General features: G+C 65.9%; 16 protein-coding genes. 9 read left to right on the top strand and 7 right to left on the bottom strand.

Translation table 11 applies throughout. The features are described from left to right. Positions 1-133: 133 nt before the first annotated feature. The 3 genes from ABFX19_RS01850 to ABFX19_RS01840 are packed head-to-tail and all read left to right on the top strand — an operon-like array spanning position 134 to position 2,289. On the top strand, positions 134-619 hold the full coding sequence (locus tag ABFX19_RS01850) for a cupredoxin domain-containing protein (protein WP_277357695.1): 486 nt from the start codon (positions 134-136) through the stop codon (positions 617-619). Continuing rightward, on the top strand, positions 612-1,070 hold the full coding sequence (locus ABFX19_RS01845; protein ID WP_277357694.1) for a hypothetical protein: 459 nt from the start codon (positions 612-614) through the stop codon (positions 1,068-1,070). Before ABFX19_RS01850 ends, ABFX19_RS01845 begins: the two co-directional genes overlap by 8 nt. A 10-nt stretch (positions 1,071-1,080) precedes the next feature. Further along, positions 1,081-2,289, top strand: a complete 1,209-nt coding sequence (locus ABFX19_RS01840; protein ID WP_346027269.1) for an MFS transporter — start codon at positions 1,081-1,083, stop codon at positions 2,287-2,289. Between the two features lie 28 nt (positions 2,290-2,317). Here ABFX19_RS01840 and ABFX19_RS01835 read toward each other — a convergent pair whose 3' ends face one another. Then, complete coding sequence (locus tag ABFX19_RS01835) at positions 2,318-3,232, bottom strand: phosphatase PAP2 family protein (RefSeq protein ID WP_346027268.1); 915 nt, start codon at positions 3,230-3,232, stop codon at positions 2,318-2,320. Between the two features lie 118 nt (positions 3,233-3,350). Next, positions 3,351-5,345: a fibronectin type III domain-containing protein gene (locus ABFX19_RS01830; RefSeq protein ID WP_346027267.1), complete on the bottom strand. Its 1,995-nt coding sequence runs from the start codon at positions 5,343-5,345 to the stop codon at positions 3,351-3,353. Between the two features lie 127 nt (positions 5,346-5,472). Between ABFX19_RS01830 and ABFX19_RS01825 the strand changes: the two genes are divergently transcribed. The 3 genes from ABFX19_RS01825 (at position 5,473) to menD (ending at position 10,566) form a co-directional block, all read left to right on the top strand. Then, positions 5,473-6,453 (top strand): o-succinylbenzoate synthase, encoded by a 981-nt coding sequence (locus ABFX19_RS01825; protein ID WP_346027266.1) that lies wholly within the window; start codon positions 5,473-5,475, stop codon positions 6,451-6,453. A gap of 161 nt (positions 6,454-6,614) precedes the next feature. Further along, on the top strand, positions 6,615-8,753 hold the full coding sequence (locus ABFX19_RS01820) for a PhoX family protein (RefSeq protein ID WP_428831021.1): 2,139 nt from the start codon (positions 6,615-6,617) through the stop codon (positions 8,751-8,753). Between the two features lie 109 nt (positions 8,754-8,862). Further along, complete coding sequence (gene menD / locus ABFX19_RS01815) at positions 8,863-10,566, top strand: 2-succinyl-5-enolpyruvyl-6-hydroxy-3-cyclohexene-1-carboxylic-acid synthase (protein ID WP_346027264.1); 1,704 nt, start codon at positions 8,863-8,865, stop codon at positions 10,564-10,566. Positions 10,567-10,614: 48 nt separating this feature from the next. On the opposite strand, the gene ABFX19_RS01810 is transcribed toward menD, so the two are convergent. The 5 genes from ABFX19_RS01810 to ABFX19_RS01790 form a co-directional block, all read right to left on the bottom strand. Further along, entirely contained in the window at positions 10,615-12,027 is a 1,413-nt protein-coding gene (locus ABFX19_RS01810) for a D-alanyl-D-alanine carboxypeptidase family protein (protein ID WP_346027263.1), read from the bottom strand. Between the two features lie 88 nt (positions 12,028-12,115). Then, on the bottom strand, positions 12,116-12,868 hold the full coding sequence (locus tag ABFX19_RS01805) for an amino acid ABC transporter ATP-binding protein (RefSeq protein ID WP_277359338.1): 753 nt from the start codon (positions 12,866-12,868) through the stop codon (positions 12,116-12,118). 3 nt (positions 12,869-12,871) lie between these two features. Continuing rightward, positions 12,872-13,657, bottom strand: a complete 786-nt coding sequence (locus tag ABFX19_RS01800) for an amino acid ABC transporter permease (RefSeq protein WP_346027262.1) — start codon at positions 13,655-13,657, stop codon at positions 12,872-12,874. A 78-nt stretch (positions 13,658-13,735) separates the two neighbouring features. After that, positions 13,736-14,539 carry a transporter substrate-binding domain-containing protein gene (locus ABFX19_RS01795; protein WP_346027261.1) on the bottom strand — a complete coding sequence of 268 codons (804 nt, stop codon included), beginning with the start codon at positions 14,537-14,539 and terminating at the stop codon, positions 13,736-13,738. Positions 14,540-14,675: 136 nt separating this feature from the next. After that, entirely contained in the window at positions 14,676-16,028 is a 1,353-nt protein-coding gene (locus ABFX19_RS01790; protein ID WP_346027260.1) for an isochorismate synthase, read from the bottom strand. A 94-nt stretch (positions 16,029-16,122) separates the two neighbouring features. Here ABFX19_RS01790 and ABFX19_RS01785 point away from each other — a divergent pair, with 94 nt between their 5' ends. The 3 genes from ABFX19_RS01785 (at position 16,123) to ABFX19_RS01775 (ending at position 19,407) form a co-directional block, all read left to right on the top strand. Further along, on the top strand, positions 16,123-16,887 hold the full coding sequence (locus tag ABFX19_RS01785) for a demethylmenaquinone methyltransferase (protein ID WP_346027259.1): 765 nt from the start codon (positions 16,123-16,125) through the stop codon (positions 16,885-16,887). After that, entirely contained in the window at positions 16,888-18,156 is a 1,269-nt protein-coding gene (locus tag ABFX19_RS01780; RefSeq protein ID WP_346027258.1) for a geranylgeranyl reductase family protein, read from the top strand. 147 nt (positions 18,157-18,303) lie between these two features. Next, on the top strand, positions 18,304-19,407 hold the full coding sequence (locus ABFX19_RS01775) for a polyprenyl synthetase family protein (protein WP_346027257.1): 1,104 nt from the start codon (positions 18,304-18,306) through the stop codon (positions 19,405-19,407). The last annotated feature ends 20 nt before the right edge of the window (positions 19,408-19,427 follow it).

Here is a 19,427-nt window from a genome sequence, read left to right as displayed (position 1 = left end):
GGCTGGACGAAGACTGATAGCGCCAGTATCACTCTGTCTCTGCAGTTCATCCGGCTTCCCACAGCGAAGACCAGGTGAGAGGGATGCATGCTCCCGGGGAAGCCGGTGGTGAATCCCGCCGGAATGGAGAGCAATGAAAATCACGCGTAGTGCCCTTGGCCTGGTCCTTGCTGCAGCGCTCATTGGAGTGGCCGGCTGCGGTTCAGGCGGCGAGCCGACCAGTGAGGCGCCGCCGGCCGAGACCAGTAGTGCGGCCGAGCCCACGGCAGAGGAGACAACCGCAGCTGCGGAGCCCAGCGAAGCGGCCTCTGAAGCGCCCAGCGAAGCGGCCTCGGAAGAGCCCACGGAAGAAGCGCCGGCCGAGGAAATCGTCATCACCATCCGCAACTTCGAGTATGAGATGCCCGACTCCGTGCCTGCCGGTGCGGAGATCACGGTAGTCAACGAGGACACCGCACCCCACACGGTGACCACCACCGAGACCGAAGACTTCGACGCCATTGTGCAGGGCGGGGAGACCGTAACCTTCACCGCGCCGTCCGAACCGGGCGAGTACCCCTTCATCTGCACCTACCACCCCAACATGACGGGGACGCTGGTGGTGAGCAGCGATGGCTAACGCGGCAACGCACGGCCGGGTTACCCGCGGGCGCGGACGCTCGGCTCCGCTGCTAATGGTGATCCGCGTGGTCATTGCGCTGGGGTTGGCTGTTGACGCCTACGTGCACTTCATCCTTGCTCCCCAATACCAGCAGGCTTACCCCGACGGCATGGGCGGCGGGACTCTTTTCCGCATCCAAGCCGTGGCGGCCATCCTTGCGGGGCTCTACGTACTGATCCGCGGAAGCCGCCTGTCCTACGCCATCGCCGCGCTGGTTGCGCTCTCGGCCTTCGCCGCCGTCGTGCTGTCCGTCTATATCCAGCTCCCGCAAGTGGGCCCGATTCCGGCCATGTATGAACCGCTGTGGTTTTTCGAGAAGACGCTCAGCGCGGTTGCCGAGGGCATAGCGGGAGTTCTCGCCGTCGTCGGCTTCTTCCTGGTTCCGCGGAAGGACACTGCACTGCGCTAGCGTGTGAACGGTGCCCCAGGAACCGTTCAACCTCCGAAAGATTGCCGTTGGCGCATACGGCCCGTCACTCCTGTACGGCGCGGCAACGGGGTCCATCATCCCGGTCATCGTGCTCTCTGCCACTGAGCTCGGCGCCGATGTGGCGACGGCGGCGCTCATCCTCACGCTCACCGGCATCGGATCGCTGGTCACCAACGTACCTGCGACGCTGATCACCTCCCGGTTTGGGGAGCGGTGGGCGCTGGTAGCGGCGTCGCTCTTGTGCTCGGCGGCGATGATCCTTGCGCTATCGGCGCCTAACCTGGCCGTATTCGCGGCTGCGATCTTCATGGTCGGTATGGCAGGGGCGGTGTTCGGGCTCGCCCGCCAGAGCTACCTCACTGAGGCGGTGCCCGTTCACTTCCGGGCGCGCGCGCTCTCGACCCTCGGTGGAGTGACCCGGATCGGTGTCTTTCTGGGGCCGTTCGCCGGCGCGCTTGCCATGAGTTTCCTGGGGCTCGACGGCGCCTATTGGGTGGGTGCCGGAGCTACCTTCGTTGCCGCTGTCCTCAGCTTCCAGGTTCCCGAGTTGGGTGGTCCGCGCGCGTCCCTCGGCCAGGGCACGGCGGCTGCGGCTGCGGCGCCGCCGACCCTCCAGGCCATCTTCCGGAGCCACGCCCGGGTCTTCGGCACAGTGGGCCTGGGCGTGTTGCTGATTGCCGCGGTCCGGGCCACCAGGCAGGCCGTCCTGCCGCTCTGGGCTCAGGAGATAGGGCTTGACCCCGCAACGACGGCGCTCATCTACGGTCTCTCCGGCGCCATCGACATGCTGATTTTCTACCCCGCGGGCAAGGTGATGGACCTTTACGGCAGGCGCTGGGTGGCGGTGCCCTGCATGCTGATCATGGGAGTGTCGCTGCTCCTCCTGCCGCTCACGCGTGACGCGCTGAGCCTGCTGGCCGTCGCGTTGCTCATCGGGTTCGGCAACGGGATCGGCTCGGGGATCGTCATGACGCTCGGAGCAGACTTCTCACCATCGCCTGGGCGGCCGCAGTTCCTCGGGATCTGGCGCCTGCTGACGGATGTGGGGACCATGGCCGGTCCGGGAACCGTGTCTGCCGTGACGGCTGCCGCGTCCCTGGCGGGAGGTATCTGGACAACGGGCGCGCTGGGGCTCGTGGGGGCGGTTGTCCTGTGGCTGTGGGTGCCGCCGAGAGAGCAGCGCGTGCGGCAGCGGTAGCGCGACTGCCGAAAGGCCCGGCCGAGGCTCAGCTCGCGGCGCGCTGCAGCCGAGCCTGGGAGCCGAACAGCCAGCACGCCGTAGCGCTCAGCGTGTAGCCCACCCCAACGATGAGCGAGAGGCCGGACCAGAAGAACAGCGGAACGCCGGCCGTGCCTGGAACTGGAGCAGGGCCAATTGCCTGAACATACACGTAGAGACCAAGGGATAGCGCCAGGCCCAGCAGGCCCGGGACCCAGCACAGTGCCAGCCAGGCCCGGGACGCACCCCAGAACCGTCCAAATCCCTCCCACACGTTCCAGCGGTTTCCGGAGCGCAGGATCAGGAGCCCGCCGATGAGCGTCCAGGCTCCAACCACCAGGTACGCGGCCACGACGTCGGCCGGCCGGTGCCACAGATTGATGAACGTCGCGGCCCCCGCCAGAACGGAGTAGGTGCCGCCGGCGGCTGCCGCGAGCGGGCGCCAGCGGGGGGATACAACGAGGAAGATCGCGGCAGCGGCAGAGGCAGCCAGCGTTGTATGCCCGGACGGAAGTGAGTTGAAATCGAGGGTGGGCACCCCGCGGTCCGGACGGTCAAAGAGGACGTTCTTAAGGATCTGCGTTGTGAGATTGGCGCCGATGATGGTGCCGAGCGCTATTCCGGCAGCCGCCCACCGCCGTCGTCCGAGTGTCACAAACAGAATCACCGCTGCGGCGATGAACACCGAAATCAGAGGCAGGCTGTCGAGGAACCGAAGGAAGGGGACCTGGGTATCGGGTGCAGCTATGCCCGCTTCCGCCCACGCGGACTCGTCTGCGAACTGCCCAGTGGTGGTGCGGACAAACGCCCAGTAGGTCCACCCCACAGCGACAAAGCAGCCAAGCGCCCCGAGGACAAACAGCACTGGGTGCCGTGCGGCTGTGGAAAAGCGGCGTGCCGTTCTCGAGTGCTGGGTGTTCACCTGTTTAACACTGACACAGCGCCGCGTTGGTTCCTGAATCGGGCGGGTTTGTCCAGGCACGCGGCACAGCTCCGCCCGCACCGGGGCAGGTGCGGGCGGAACCGGGTGCCACTGCTTGCTACCGTGTTGAGACAGGTATCGTGATGGATCCGCCGGCCGAGGATGAGATGGTGATGGTCGCCGTCGCCGGGGCGGTTGAGTTCCGCGTGCGGATGGTCCAGCTGCCGTCAGCTGCAACGGTTGCCGTACCAATCACCGACCGGGCGAGATTCGTGCTCCGCGCAGTGATCGTATTACCGGCAGTGATGGTTGCCGTCCCGGTGATTCGCCATTCACGGCGGTCGGAGCGGAACTGCGCCGATGCCGTGAGCTGGTCGGCTGGGGTGACGGTTGCCGAAGCCCCTGCGCCGAAGGTCGCCGGTGCACTGTTGCCTGCCGCGCTGGTTGCGACAAGTTTCAGTGAGTACGCCGTACCGTTGGTGAGCCCGTTCAGCACTGCGGTGCGGGCTGCGGCGTCTGTTGTCACCGTCACCGGTGTTCCCGTTGCCGGCGTGGCGGTCAGGATGTAACCCGTGATCGGCGTGTTCGCGGCAACGGCCGCTTGCCACTCGACTGTTGCAGTCCCGTTGCCCACAGTGGTCCGCACGACCTTCGGTGCCGCGGGCGCCTGGAGGGTGACTTGCACGGGAGTGAAGGCTGTCGGAGTTGCAGACGTGTCACCTGCGGCGCTCAGCGCGGTGACGACAATACCGTACGCCGTGCCGGGCGTGAGTCCTTCAAGCCGCGCGGAGGTTGCGCCGCTTGCGGCCGTGACGGTCTTTGCGACACCGGCACTGGTGGTCGCATCGACGCGGTATCCCGTCACTGCGGCGCCGTTGGCGGTCGCAGCTGTCCACGTGACATCCGCCGATCCGGCCAGGGTGCCGTCCTTTACTGCCACGCTGCCTGGAGCCGTTGGTGCAGTGGCTTCGGAGACTGCTGTCGCAGAAACGGTGACGTTGCCGCCGGAGGCAGGCATGCTCGCCTGACCGTTGAGTGCAACGACGCTGACCGGGTAGACCTGTCCACCCACCAGACCCTGAATGGTGGCCGTGGTGGCGGTGGAGCCAACCTTGATGCTTACCTCCTGGCCGAGCACGGTATCCGCCGCGATCACCTGGTAGCCGGTGATAGCCGGGGCATCCGCGGGAACGGTTGCTGGTGCCCAGGTCGCCGTGAGGGTGCCGTTGCCGGACGCCTTCGCGAAAACCTCGGTGGGCTGGTTGGGGGCCTGCCCTGCCGGACCGGCGGGGCAGCCACCGAAGCCCGGGCCGTCGATCTCCTTGAATTCGGAGATGGTCAGGCCAAGCTGAGCCTCGACAGTTGCCGGCTCGGCCTGCCAGCTCGCGACCGACGGATCTCCCGCGAAGGCTGCGTCCTGTTCCGCCTTCGAGAAGAACCCGTACGTGACGGTGAACGCGCCGTTTGCGGCCGTACCATCCACGGTGTAGCCCGCCGGTACCTCATCATCCGGCCAGCCGATTGCCCGTTCGCCGATCCCCATGTCCCGCATGTCCGGATTGACGATCTCCACACCCATGCGTGCCGTGTCCACGTCGGTGCCGTAGGTACCCTTGACGACAACCCTGCCCTCGACGTCTCCTGCGATATCGGTGGCCGGAAGGTCCTCCCTCGTCACGGAGGTGATGACGGCGGTTCCGGCGTTGGCGCCGTCTCCACTGCCATCCGCGAACTCAACGCTGACCACATCCTTGCCGGTGATGTTGGGCGTGACCACATCCCAGCAGACGCCGCCGGGGTGGTTCACCTCGAGGAAGCCGGTTGCGTCGACCACCCCGTGGGCAATGCCGATCAGGTTCCCGTCGCGGGTGACCTTGATGGTGGCATCCTGGCCTGCCTGGGCGGTGTAGCCCTCAATGGCCACCATGTCCCGCTTGGTGAAGATTTCAACGTTGCCGGGACCTACCGGCGGGTTGGCTGCCATGACCACCGAAGCTCCGGCGGCAACCAGGACAACCGTCGTGGATCCGGCGAGCAGGGCCGGGAGTGCGCGCTTGCGTGAACGCGGCGCTTTCGCGGATGGAACGGACGTAACGGGACTTCGTGAATTCATCACGCATCCTTTCGTGACGGAGCGGACGGGCCCCGAGGATGATCCGCAGGACGGTCGCCTGCTGAAGAAACAATCGCGGATAGAACTTGGGAATAACTTGGCCACTCGTTATCACTACGCTGGTGGCATGAAGCAACCCACTGTCGAGGAACTGCTGGCGTCGGCGCGCGTCGTCTCCGTGCCGATGCGCGTCCGCTTCCGCGAACTGACCCATCGCGAGGCCCTGATTCTGCAGGGACCGGCCGGCTGGGGCGAATTCTCACCCTTTCCCGAGTACGACGACGACGAGTCGGCTACGTGGCTCCGCGCCGCAGTGGAAGCCGCCTGGCACGGATTCCCGACGCCGCTGCGCAGCCGTGTACCGGTGAACGCGACCGTGCCTGCGGTGCAGGCGTCCGGCGTCGAACCTGTCCTGGCGCGGTTCGGCGCGGTGAGCGCGGTCAAGATCAAGGTGGCGGAACGCGGGCAGTCCCTTTTCGACGACGTCGCGCGCGTGGCGGAGGTGCGCCGCCTCCTCCCGGAGGCAAACCTGCGCATCGACGCCAATGGCGGCTGGAGCACGGCCGAGGCACTGACCGCGCTGGAGTCTCTTGCCCCCTACTCCCTGGAGTACGCCGAGCAGCCCGTGATGGACACAGCAGACCTGCGCGCAGTGCGGCTGGAAGTGCAGCGGCGCGGACTCCCGGTGCTCATCGCCGCTGATGAAAGCGTCCGGAAAGCCGAAGACCCGCTGCGCGTCGCCCGGGAGGACGCGGCGGATCTGATCGTTGTGAAGGTCGCGCCGCTCGGAGGCGTGCGGAGGGCACTGGACATCGTGGCGCAGGCGGGACTTCCCGCCGTCGTCAGTTCTGCACTGGACACCTCGGTGGGGATTCGAGCCGGAGTGGCCCTGGCTGCGTCACTGCCGCAGCTGCCGTATGCGTGCGGGCTGGCAACGCTGTCGCTGATGGACGGCGACGTATCGCCTGAGCCGCTACTGCCCGACGGCGGCTGGTTGCCGGTGCGGCCGCTCACCGTTACGGAAGAGCTTCTTGATCGTCATGAGGCTCCGCGGGACCGTGCGAACTGGTGGCTCGAGCGGCTGAAGCGGGTGTCCGGGAAGCTGTAGGGATCCGGCAATGCGTGACGGCCGGTATTCGCCGGTCGTTGGGTTGGCGTTCACCGAAGGACCCTCCAAAGGTTCATTTTCCTTGTCAGGGTGGGACGGACCCCACGTCTGTACACCGGAAGGTTCCTCAAGTGAGCGACACCAAGCGCCGTCTCCTGCCCATGCTCGGCCACACCAACGGCAAGCGCAGCGCCGTCACCTGCGCACTGAAGTGCGACAACGCCTGCGCGTCCGCGGTCTGCAACACCAGCAGCAACAACTACTTCCGCGACATCGTCTCCAACGAGCTCTCCCGCCGCAGCGTCATGGGCGCAGGAGCCGTGGGCGCCCTCACCATGCTCATCGGCGCCAACGCACCGCAGCTGGCGCCGGGCGGAACGGGCATTGCACCCGCCGTAGCGATGAAGCGCCAGGGTGGAAAGGGGAAGCTGAAGTTCACGCCGATCGACCCGGTGGACGCGCTCGTTGACGACTTCACTGTTCCCGAAGGTTTCGCCTGGCGTCCGGTGATCCGCTGGGGCGACCCGCTGTTCCGTGGTGCTCCAGCGTTCGACGCCAACAACCAGAGCGCCGCCGCGCAAGCGCAGCAGTTCGGTTACAACTGCGACTACACCGACATCGTCGAGATTCCCGGCAGCAAAGGCCGCCGCGCCGTCCTGTTTGCCAACCACGAATACACCAACGAGAGCATCATGTTCCCGCCGGAACTTCCCGCCGGCGAAGTACGGGCCATTGCCCGCGCGGCTCACGGGCTCTCCGTCGTCCAGCTTGAGCGGAAGAACAAGAACGCGCCGTGGAGCTACATTGTGGGCGCGGGCCTCAACCGCCGCTACCTCCTGGATACCCCGTACGAGTTGACGGGCCCAGCGGCCGGATCCGAGTTCGTGAAGACCATCGATGACCCTGCAGGACGCACCATTCTCGGTACGCTGGGCAACTGCGCCGGCGGCACCACGCCGTGGGGCACCATCCTCTCCGGCGAGGAAAACTTCAACGGCTACTTCGTCACCCCGGGAATGTCCGACGCCGACCGCCGCTACGGTCTCACATCCCGGCCCACCGGGCGCGCGTGGGAAACCGATGAGCCCCGTTTCGACACCCGCAACGCCGGCTACGCCAACGAAGCGAACCGGTTCGGCTACATCGTGGAGGTCGATCCATTCGATCCGAACTCCATACCGAAGAAGCACTCCATGCTGGGCCGCTTCAAGCACGAGGGTGCAAACGTCATTGTTGCGGGCGACGGCCGCGTGGTTGCCTATTCAGGCGACGATGAGCGCTTCGACTACCTCTACAAGTTCGTTTCGAAGAACACCGTCCGCACGGGAAACAGCGCCGAGGACCGCAGGGCAAACATGGAGCTGCTCTCCGAGGGTTCGCTGTATGTGGCCCGCTTCCAGGGCAACTCCGTTCCGGAAATCGACGGCACCGGTGCGCTTCCCTCCGATGGTGCATTTGACGGCGTCGGCGAGTGGCTGCCGCTGATCATTGACAACGAGTCCGCCGTTCCGGGCATGAGCGCCGCTGAGGTTGCGGTTTTCACCCGCCTGGCAGCGGACAAGGTGGGACCCACAAAGATGGACCGCGCCGAAGACGTGGAGCCCAACCCGGCAACCGGCAAGGTGTACGTCGCGTGCACCAACAACACCAACCGCGGCGTACCGGGCCAGGCTCCGGTGGACGAGGCAAACCCCCGCACCCGCAACCGTGACGGGCACATCGTGGAACTCACTGAAAACGGCGGCGACCAGACCTCCACACGGTTCACCTGGAACCTGCTGATGGTCTGCGGTGATCCCGCCACCAACTCGAGCACCTACTTCAGCGGCTACCCGACGGACAAGGTGTCCCCGATCTCCTGCCCGGACAACCTCGCGTTCGACACTGCCGGCAACCTGTGGATTTCCACCGACGGTCAGCCGGGCACCATCGGCTACTGTGACGGACTCTTCCGGGTGGGCCTCGAGGGCAGCGAACGCGGCCGGGTGGACCAGTTCCTCGCGGTTCCGCGCGACGGCGAGACCTGCGGACCGATCATCCACGACGATGAGCGCAACGTCTTCGTTGCCGTTCAGCACCCGGGAGAGGACGGTGCCTGGGGCGCCCAGAACTCCCTGTTCCCCGACTACGTCGAGGCGGGCACTGCTCCGAAGCGCGGCGAAGGCGCCCTGCCGCGCCCGTCGGTCATCCAGGTCTTCCCGGCTGAGCGCGCAGGCAAGGGCGATGACAAGCCTGGCCGCGGACACGGCAAGGGGAAGCCGCGGACGGACGACAACCGCGGGGGCCGCGACGCCAAGTAGCCACCCAGGGGAACTTTGGTGCAGCTCCGGTGGGTTCGACCGGTCGTCGACCCGCCGGATCTGCGCAAAAGTTCCCTGACGTGGTGCGTAGGGATGTGAGGATGGGGGAGTGGACTCTATCGAATCAGCCCGCCGCGTGACTGCAGCCCTCGCTGCCGCCGGAATCACCGACGTCGTTCTCGCTCCCGGATCGCGTAGCGCACCTCTGGCCTACGCGCTCGCCGAGGCAGCGGAGCGCGGGGAGCTCCGCATCCACGTGCGCGTTGATGAACGGGTGGGTGCCTTCACCGCGCTGGGCCTCGCGCTCGGTGCACAGCGGCCGGCCGCCGTCGTCACCACCTCCGGAACCGCTGTGGGGGAACTGCTTCCGGCGGTCATGGAAGCCAATCATGCCGCTGTGCCCCTCGTGGTTCTCTCTGCTGACCGCCCGGAGGAGCTGCGCGGAACCGGCGCCAACCAGACCACCCGGCAGCCGGGACTGTTCGGTGTCCACGTCCGTGCCGCCATGGATGTCCCCGCCGGAACCGATCCTGCCCCCTTCCTCGCCCGGGCGCTCGCCGAAGCGCGCGGAGCCAGCGGTCCGGCCGGTCCGGTGCACGTGAACCTGGCGTTCCGGGACCCGTTGGTGCCGAGTATTGACGGCGCCGCGGGCTCGGCTGGGGCAGCGCGCAGTGAGGCGGGAACGGAGCCCGGAACGGCGACAGCAACAAGCGCAGTCACAGCACCAGACATAACAACCGCACCACAACGGACGACGACGACGCCTGCACCTTCCGGTGACGGCGCGCGCACCGTTGTGGTCGCCGGGCACGGTGCGGGGGAGCTGGCGGCGGTGTTCGCGCAGCACCTGGGCCTGCCGTTGCTGGCTGAGCCCTCGTCGAACGCCCGGTTCGGCCTGTCGGTGATCGGCGCGTACCGGCTGCTTCTCGAGCGGTTCGGCCCGCAGATCGAGCGTGTTGTTGTCTTTGGCCGGCCCACCCTCTCCCGGCCGGTGGCGGCGCTGCTGGCCAGGACGGACGTGGAACGCGCCCTGTATGTGCCCGAGCCGCAGGCGTGGTTCGAGGAGGGCAGGCGCTCAGAACGGCTGATCAGCACCCTCGATGAACTGCTGGCCTTTGCCGGCCGCGGTGCAGACGATTGGCTCGGCGAATGGCGGAAAGCCGGGGCCCGCGCCGAGGCCGCTCTGCAACTGCATCTCGCGGACGAGCCGGTGCTGACCGGACTGCACGTGGCGGATGCAGTGTGGGAGAACACGACGGACAATCTCGTGCTCGGGTCCTCCAACCCCATTCGCGATGTGGACCTGATGGCCACGGGTGACTGGCACCCGCTCGAGGTGTACGCCAACCGGGGTCTCGCCGGGATCGACGGCACCATCTCCACCGCAGCCGGAATCGCGCTCGCAGCCGGAATCCCCACCCGGCTCCTTGTCGGTGACCTGACCTTCCTCCATGACGCCGGCGGCCTTCTGCTGGGGACGGGCGAAGAAGAACCGGACCTCCAGGTGGTTGTGCTCAACGATTCAGGCGGCGGCATCTTCGGGCTGCTTGAGCATGGGAACCCGGCAACGCTGGAGCGCTATGGATCCGCCGTCGAACGCTTGTTCGGCACGCCGCACTCCGCGAACCTCGCCGCTCTGGCGGAGGGGTTCGGCGTGCCCCATCGTCTGATCAGCACAGCCGACGAGCTGGACGCAGCGCTGGAGGAACCGATCAGGGGCCGGTCGGTCCTGGAGGTGCGGACCGACCGCGCCGCGCTGCGTGCCATGCACGCGCGGGTGAAGCAGGCGGTGCTGGACGCCGTCGGGCGCTGACCGCAGCTCAGCCTCATCCAGCGGAGCAGGGTGCCGAAACGTCCCCGCTCACCGGAACAGCCGGTAGGTCTGCCAGCCGTGGCCGATGGTCGCGGCAGCTCCCCACCGGTTGCCCGGCATCGGGTAGTACCGAAGTTCTCCCGCAGCTGAGCGCGCCCGCAGACCATATGAACCGGGACCCTGGAACCCGGCAATGGCCTTCACACTGTCCATCCCCTGCCACCCATGGCCGATCACACGCCGGGCTTCATTGACGAACGCACCGGCTCCTGTGGAACGGTACAGTGCCAGCTGTCCGTTGGTCCGGATGGCGAGGATGTCCTGGTTGCCGTCGCGATCCCAGTCGGCCTGAGTGAGGCGCAGGTTTTGCCAGCCGTGGCCTATCCTGGCGGGCGCTGACAAACCGGCGCCGGCGGTGTTCGCGTAGTGCCACAGCACGCCTGCACCGTCCTTCGCCACCACGGAGGGGAACCGGCTGCCGCGGAGCCAGGCTCCCACGGTGATGTCGTAGCTTCCCCAACCATGACCTATGCTGATCGGCGCCCGGAATCCGCCGCCGAACTGACCGCGGTACAGCGTCAACCGGCCGTCATTCCACTGCGCAAGGATGTCCTGGAGCCCGTCGGCATTCCAGTCGGTGCTGAAGCCCGCCTTGAGCGTGGACCACCCGGCGCCGAGCCGCGCACGCGGACGAAACCCGTTGAGGAAGTTTGACGGATATGTCCACGACGTTCCCGTCGAGTCGACTGCGACCACGTCGGAGGAGTGCTTGATGGGCGGGTTGGAGCCGTTGTAGTAGTGCTCCATGGTGGGGATGCCTCGGGTCCGCATCTCGGTGGCCACGGACCTGCCGACATAGCGCAGGTGCCACGGCTCGAAGGTGTAGCCGGTGGTGGACTGATACCCGTCCGGGTAGCGGATGATGAACCCGTACCGGTGCGCATTCGCTGCCACCCAGCGGCCGCCCGCCGTGGTGGCGAAGCAGGCGTTGAGGCCGCATGAGCCGCTGAGGTTGCCGACGTCGACCGCCAGCCCGGTCTGGTGCTCGCTGTGGCCGGGACGGGCAGAAATGGTGTCCGCGACCGCCTGGCCGTACTGGGCCACGTACGAGTTGTACAGCGCAGCCTGCTGGTCATAGGAGCGGTACGCGCTGACCACGGCAAGCGGCGCGCCGGCGCTCCTGGCACCCGCGAAGAGGTTCTGCAGATTCGCCGACACTTCACGCCGGAGCACATAGTTGGTCCCGGGGAAGAACACGAGATCCGGCGCAATGTACCGGAGGGGATTGAGCGGCCGGGACTTGGTCACCAGCACCTGGATGTTGCCGGGGTCAGTCACCGGGAGCGCGGCAACGGCCGGCGGTGCGGTAAGCAGCCCGGTGAGCAGAGTGAAACAAACGACGACGACGGCGGCGAACCGCGCTCTCAGGCGCGGCCGTCCGGCGGTGGGAAGCTCGGACATGGGATTCCTGGGGTAGGGGAGACCAGGCGGGTTGGTGCGTATATTTTTGCACGCACCAACCCGTTTGGAAACGGCCCTCAAATCACAATTAGAGAACCTTCGAGAGGAAGCCTCGCGTGCGCTCGTGCTGCGGGTTTCCAAGGACATCATCCGGCTTGCCCTGCTCCACGACAACGCCGCCGTCCATGAAGACAACGCGGTCGCCGACCTCGCGCGCGAAGCCCATCTCGTGGGTGACCACCATCATGGTCATGCCATCACGCGCAAGCTGCTTCATGACGTCGAGGACGTCTCCGACCAGCTCCGGATCGAGTGCGCTGGTCGGTTCATCGAAGAGCATCATGTCCGGGTCCATCGAAAGCGCCCGGGCGATGGCGACGCGCTGCTGCTGGCCGCCGGAAAGCTGAGCCGGGAACGCATCGACCTTGTCCGCCAGGCCCACCTTGTCCAGGTTGCGGCGGGCGATTTCCTCAGCTTCCGCCTTGCCCCGCTTCTTCGCGCGGATCTGGGCGAGCGTCAGGTTCCGCAGGACCGTGAGGTGGGGAAACAGGTTGAACTGCTGGAACACCATGCCAATGCGGGTACGCACCTTGTCCAGGTCAGTGTCCTCATCGGTGATGTCGACGCCCTCAACGATGATGGTTCCCGAGGTGGGCTCTTCCAACCGGTTGACGCAGCGCAGCAATGTGGATTTGCCCGATCCGGACGGGCCGATGACGCAGACCACCTCGCCCTGATCAACGTGAAAGTCGATGCCCTTGAGCACCTCGTTGTCCCCGAAGGACTTGCACAGCTTGCGTACTTCAATGGCGGGTACGCCCGTTGTTTGCAGTTCGGCCATGACCTACCGGCCTCTCTTGTTATGGCGTTCCAGTTTGGCAACCAGCTGGGTCAGCGGGAGGGTGATGATCAGGTACAACAGCGCGGCAAGAACGAGAGGCGTCGAGTTTGCCTGCGAAGACACGGTGTCGCGCGCGAAAGTGGTCAGTTCCCTGTCGCCGAGCGCCATGCCCGCGATGAACAGCAGCGAGGTGTCCTTGATCAGGATGACCAATTCGTTGGTCAGCGGTGGAGTGATGATGCGGAATGCCTGCGGCAGCACCACGGACACCAGTGTCCACGAGGGCCGCATACCGAGCGAGCGTGCCGCTTCAACCTGACCTTTGGGCACAGCCTCGATGCCCGCGCGGATTGTTTCAGCGATGTAGGCCGAGGAGACAACGATCAACGCAATCAAACCGGCGCCGGTCGAACCTCCCGGCGGACGCCACTCGAAGGCGATCGGCACGGCGAACGCGAAACCGAAGATGACGAGGAGCGCCGGGAGGCCCCGGAAAAGTTCGATGTAGGCAGTGGCAACCCAGCGGTAGGGACCCACCGGAGAAAGCTTCATCAGCGCCAGGATCAGACCGCCGATCATTCCACCGATGAAGGCAATGACCGTGTAGACGACGGTGTTTTTCGCGGCCTCGGTGACGACCGTGGGAAAGGCTTCAGCCGCAACATCGAGGTTGAAGAAGTTGGTACGTATTGCTTCCCAGTCGGCAACGAGGATGACGGCAGCGACGGCAAGGATGAAAATTGCGTACAGGACTCCGCGGAACAAGCGTTTGCGGGTAGATGGTCTCACGTGTTTTACCTATCTTTCAGGAGGTGAACACGGCTGCGGCAGTCCCAGAAGCTGGAACTGCCGCAAGTCCGTGGAAGCTTACTGCTCCTCGAAGTAGGTGTTGTAGATTTCGTCGTAGGTGCCGTTGTCACGCAGCTCCGCGAGCTCGGTGTTCACAGCCTCGACGAGCGCTTCGCTGCCCTCCTTGGGGAATGCGAAACCGTACTGCTCATCAGTCTCGAACTCCGCAGCGATGGTGTACTCGCCTTCCTGCGTGTGGTTCAGGTTCACCGGCAGGTCCTGCAGGATCGCGGCAACGTTGCCGGCCTGCAGCGCCGCGTAGAGCTCGGCGTCGCTCGGGAAGGCCACTACCTCGGTGTCTGCGGGGACATTATCGCGGGCGTACTGCTCGCCGGTGGTGCCCTGCTGGACGCCCACGGATTTGCCGGCGAGGTCTTCAAGAGTGGCGACGTCAGAGTCAGCAGGAACCAGAAGCGACTGCAGGGAGTCGTAGTACGGGTCGGCGAAGGTCAGGTTCTCTTCCCGATCAGGAGTGATGGTCATGGCGCTGGCGCCGACATCGCACTGCCCGGCGGCAAGCACGGCACCGGACTGCAGGCCGTCGAAGCCGACATCCTGCACAGTGAACTCAAGGTCAAGTCCGGCAGCAATCTCCTTCATCAGGTCCATATCGAACCCGACATACTCACCGTTTTCCTCGTATTCGAACGGCTCGTAGGGGATGTCAGAGCAGACGGTCAGGGCACCGGGGGATACGAGGTCGAACTCGGAACCACCTGCTGCCTCGCCGCCCTCTTCGGACTCGGAACCGCCGCCACACGCGGTTAGTGCCAGGGTGCCGATTGCCATAACGGCGAGCGACTTGGAAATCTTGGAAAACATGCAGTACCTCAGCTCGGGACGGAGTAAAGACTCGGGACGGAGTAATGAAACGTCATGGACGATTCTATCGGTAAAGAGATGTGCATCACAGGCTACAGGAATTGCCTATTGGTAACCAAGCGCGACAGCAATCGAGTCAGGATCGTAATGGTGCCCGCAGGCCCAGCGCCTCGATCATCGGCCGGAACTTGCTCCACGTTTCCGCCAGCTCCGCCACCGGCTGGGAAGCCTCGACAATGCCGCACCCGGCGTACATCCGGACCCGCGTCGGGGTCTCGACGACGGCGCCCCGCAGGGCGATGCCCCACTCACCGTTTCCTGTTGCATCCATCCAGCCCACCGGCCCGGCATACGGTCCGCGTTCCAAATGTTCCAGCTCGCGAATCAGTTCGCCCGCCACCGTAGTGGGCGTCCCGCACACGGCGGCGGTGGGGTGGAGCGCCTCCACCAGGGCCAACGACGACGGCACGTTGCCCTCGCTGTCCACCGTGAGCTCCGCACTTACATCGGACGCCAGGTGCCACACGTTGGGAAGTTCAAGGACAAACGGTTCGCTGTGCGAGGTCATGGTCCGGGTGAAGGGCTCCAACTGCCGTGTAAGGGAGTCGATCGCAATCTCATGCTCGTGCTGCTGCTTCTCGGAACCGGCCAGAACCCGGTTCGCGTATCCGCTCTCACCGGCGGGGGCGGTTGAGCGGTCGAGGGTTCCTGCCAGCACCCGGGCGCGGGCTGTCTGGTCCTCGACCTTGATGAGCATCTCCGGCGTGGAGCCGATCAGCCCGTCCACCGAATACGTCCAGCAATCGGAGTACCGGACAGCGAGCTCGCGGAGCACCTGCGACGTCGAGATCGGGGATCCGAGTTCCGCGACGACATCGCGGGCCAGCACGAGCTTGCTCAGCTCACCTTCCCTGATGTGCGCGACCCCGCGGCTGACGGCCGTCATCCATTGCTCTTCGGTCAGGATTCCCGGGGCAATCCGGTCTCCCGAACAGGGTTTGCGTTCGGGCTCCACCTCGTCGAGGTAGGCGGCGAGTTCCGCTTCGGCGGCTGAGGCACTCAGCTCTGCGCCGTCGTCGTCCGTGATGTAGGTGATCCAGCTCTTGCCTTCCCGGCTGCCGACAAGAATGCGCGGCACTATCAGGCGCGACAGGTGACGGGACGTCTTTGAGAAGGCGAACGAGCCGAACGCCACCAGCCCGCTGCCCGGCTGGGCGAGGGGGTCAACGACGTCAGCCGCCGCAACAACCTCGCGCCACCAGGCCTGAGCCTCAGCGAAGCGGCCGGGGCCGGAGGTGGTGAAGCGCGCCGTTTCACCGAAGGCAACGATGCCTCCGCCGCGCCGGATCCAGGTGTGGACATCACTGCGGACCACGAAGTCCAGGAGGCCGGTGTCGAGCTGGAGGTCGCCCCGCTCAAAGGTGATGCTGCGGAGGGCCGGCGCCTGATTCAGCGGCGTCGCCACTGCGGCAGGGGACGGATTGCTCATGATGCTCTAGCGTACTCCCGAGCGGCAGCCCGCCCGTTCCGCTAGGCGAGGGGCCGCATTTTTCGGCACTGACAATGTTTGAGACAATGACAAAGTGAATCGAGCATCGCTGGATAAGCGTCCTGACGAAGTTGCAGCCATGTTTGACGACGTGGCGCCCAAGTATGACGTCGTGAATGACGTGCTGTCGCTGGGGCAAACCCACCGGTGGCGGCGGATCGTTGTTGATGCCGTAGACGCCAAGGCCGGCGAGCGGGTGCTCGATCTCGCAGCCGGTACGGGCACCTCCAGCGAGCCTTACGCGGACGCCGGCGTACACGTGGTCGCGTGTGATTTCTCACTTGGAATGTTGCGGGTGGGCAAGCGCCGCCGGCCGGATATCGACTTCATCGCCGGAGACGCCACCGACCTTCCGTTCGCCGACAACTCCTTTGACGCCTCCACCATCTCCTTCGGCCTGCGCAATGTGGACAGGCCCACCAGGGCGCTGGAGGAGATGCTCCGCGTCACCAAGCCTGGGGGCCGCCTCGTCATCGCCGAGTTCTCCCAGCCGATCGTTCCGCTGTGGCGAACCCTGTACACCGAATACCTGATGCGGGCGCTCCCGGCGATTGCCACCAAGGTCAGCTCCAATCCCGCCGCCTACGTCTACCTCGCCGAGTCCATCCGAGCCTGGCCCAACCAGGACGAGCTCGCGGGTTGGATCACGCAGAGCGGCTGGGAATCGGTCGCGTACCGCAACCTCAACGGCGGCATCGTCGCGGTGCACCGCGCCACCAAACCGGAGGGCACCATCACGACGACGGCGGCCGCCTCACAGACGCGCGGTCGGCGCCGCAGCAGCAGGGCTGCCAACTAGGTGTCAGTCCTCATCATCGGAGCGGGGCCTGCCGGGTCCACTGCCGCCTACTACCTGGCCGCCGCAGGGATCGAAACCACTGTTGTCGAGAAGACCTTCTTTCCCCGGGAGAAAGTGTGCGGCGACGGCTTCACGCCGCGCGCCGTCCGGGAGATCCAGCTGCTTGGGTTGCCGCATGGCGAGGAACTCGGCTGGCGGCGGAACAAGGGCCTGCGGCTGCTGGCCGGCGGCCGCACGGTGGAGCTCCCGTGGCCCGAACTGTCCGACTTCCCCTCCTACGGGCTTGTCCGTACGCGCCTCGGCTTCGATGAGCAGCTCGCCTCGCACGCCCGGTCCGCCGGAGCGCAGATTCTCGAGGGCCACTCCGTCACCGAAGCAGTACGGGATGAATCCGGGCGGGTGACCGGCGTCGTCGTCAATGTTCTGGGTCCCAACGGGCGCCGAACCGGCGAGCAGAAAACACTCAGCGCGGACGTCGTGCTGGCTGCGGACGGCAACTCGACGCGGACCGCCGTGAGTCTCGGTATGGCCAAGCGGGATGACCGGCCGCTGGGCGTCGCTGTACGTACGTACTTCACCAGCCCCCGGCATGAGGATCCGTGGATGGAGGGCTGGCTCGAGCTGCCGGACGCCTCCGGAAAGCCGCTGCCCGGATACGGCTGGGTGTTCGGTGTGGGCGACGGCACGTCGAATGTGGGCCTGGGGATTCTGAACTCCTCGGCGTCGTTCGGGAAGCTCGATTACAAGCAGGTGTTGCGTGACTGGACTGCCGGGATGCCCGCCGGATGGGGGTTCACCGAGGAGAACCAGGTCGGCGAAATCCGCGGTGCGGCGTTGCCGATGGGGTTCAACCGCACGCCGCACTATTCACCCGGACTGTTGCTGCTGGGGGACGCCGGGGGCATGGTGTCGCCGTTCAATGGTGAGGGCATCTCCTATGCGATGGAGTCGGCGCGGTATGCGGCCGAGTTCATCGAGCGGTCGTTCACCGCTCCGCCGGGGATTGGGCGGGACACCGTGCTTGCCGGCTACGCGCCGTACATCCAGGACCAGTGGGGGAGCCACTTCACCCTCGGGCGGATCTTCGCGGGGCTCATCGGTAAACCGGCCATCCTTCGCCTCGCGCTGCGCACCGGCATGCCGATCCCGGTGCTGATGCGGTTCGTTGTGCGGATGCTGGCCAATCTGACTGACTCCTCACCGAAGGGCTTCGAGGATCGGCTGATCCATGTGCTCGAGAAGCTGGTCCCGGCAACCAGCAACCAGTAGTTTGCCCGAAACCCCTCGGGAACTTTTGCGCACGTCCGGTGGGTTCGACGGCCGTGGAACGCACCGAAACTGCACAAAACTTCCCGGGTTGTGCGCCTGATCCCCGCTGCGCTCGCATCGGGTCCCTCGCCCGATAGGCTTAGACCCATGACGGATTCCCCCCACACCAGCTGGACCCGCGCTGGCCATCCTCGGCCGCTCATCGACGAGCTGGACCCGAGCACCGGTGTGATTGCTACCGGGATGCGCCTGCCGGCGGGTTTCGCCCTGATCGCTGAGGACCCGGAGCTTGGTCCGGCGGTGTCGAGGTGCCTGGCGAAGGTTGAGAAGCAGCTGCGGGAGGCGATCTCCAGTTCCGACCCCCTGGCCGATGCCACCTCCCGCCACCTGGTGGAAGCCGGCGGCAAGCGGATCCGTCCACTGTTGACCATCCTTGCCTCCCACCTCGGGGACGCAAGCAAGGCGGAGGTGGTGGTTGCCGCCGTCGTCGTCGAACTGACTCACCTCGCAACGCTCTATCACGACGACGTCATGGACTCCGCGCCCTACCGCCGCGGTGCGCCCACGGCCCACGAAGTGTGGGGCAATTCCGTGGCCATCCTGACCGGGGACCTGATTTTCGCCCGTGCGTCGATCCTTGTCTCGGAATTGGGATCGCGTGCGCTGGGCATCCAGGCGCGCACCTTTGAGCGGCTGTGCCTGGGCCAGTTGCATGAGACCGTCGGCCCCCGTGACGGCGAGGATCCGGTGGAGCACTACCTGTCGGTCATTGCGGATAAAACCGGTTCGCTGGTTGCCGCGTCCGGCCAGTTGGGTGCAATTTTTGCGGATGCACCGGCGTCGGCTGTGGACGTCATGGTGTCCTATGGCGAGAAGGTCGGAGTGGCGTTCCAGCTTGCTGACGACGTCATCGATGTCACCGGGCTGAAGGACAAATCGGGTAAATCCCCGGGTACCGATCTGCGCGAGGGCGTGCCCACGCTGCCCGTGCTGTTGCTGCGGCAGGCGGCGGCGTCCGGTGATGACTCCGCGCAGCGGGTGCTCGCGCTGGTCGACGGCGATCTGACGTCCGATGAAGCCCTGGCTGAAGCCGTGTCCGCTCTTCGCGGGCACTCCGCCACCCGGCAGGCGTGGGCTGTTGCGCAGCAGTGGGCGGAAGATGCGGTGACGGCGCTCGACCCGCTACCTGACAGCATGGTCAAGACGGCCCTTGCGAGTTTTGCGCAGGCGGTCGTCAGCCGAGACGTCTGATTCCCGGTCAGTTCACCTCC

The organism is Arthrobacter parietis, from assembly GCF_039530425.1.
GTDB lineage: Bacteria > Actinomycetota > Actinomycetes > Actinomycetales > Micrococcaceae > Arthrobacter_D > Arthrobacter_D parietis.
This window is presented reverse-complemented; position numbering and strand designations above follow the sequence as displayed.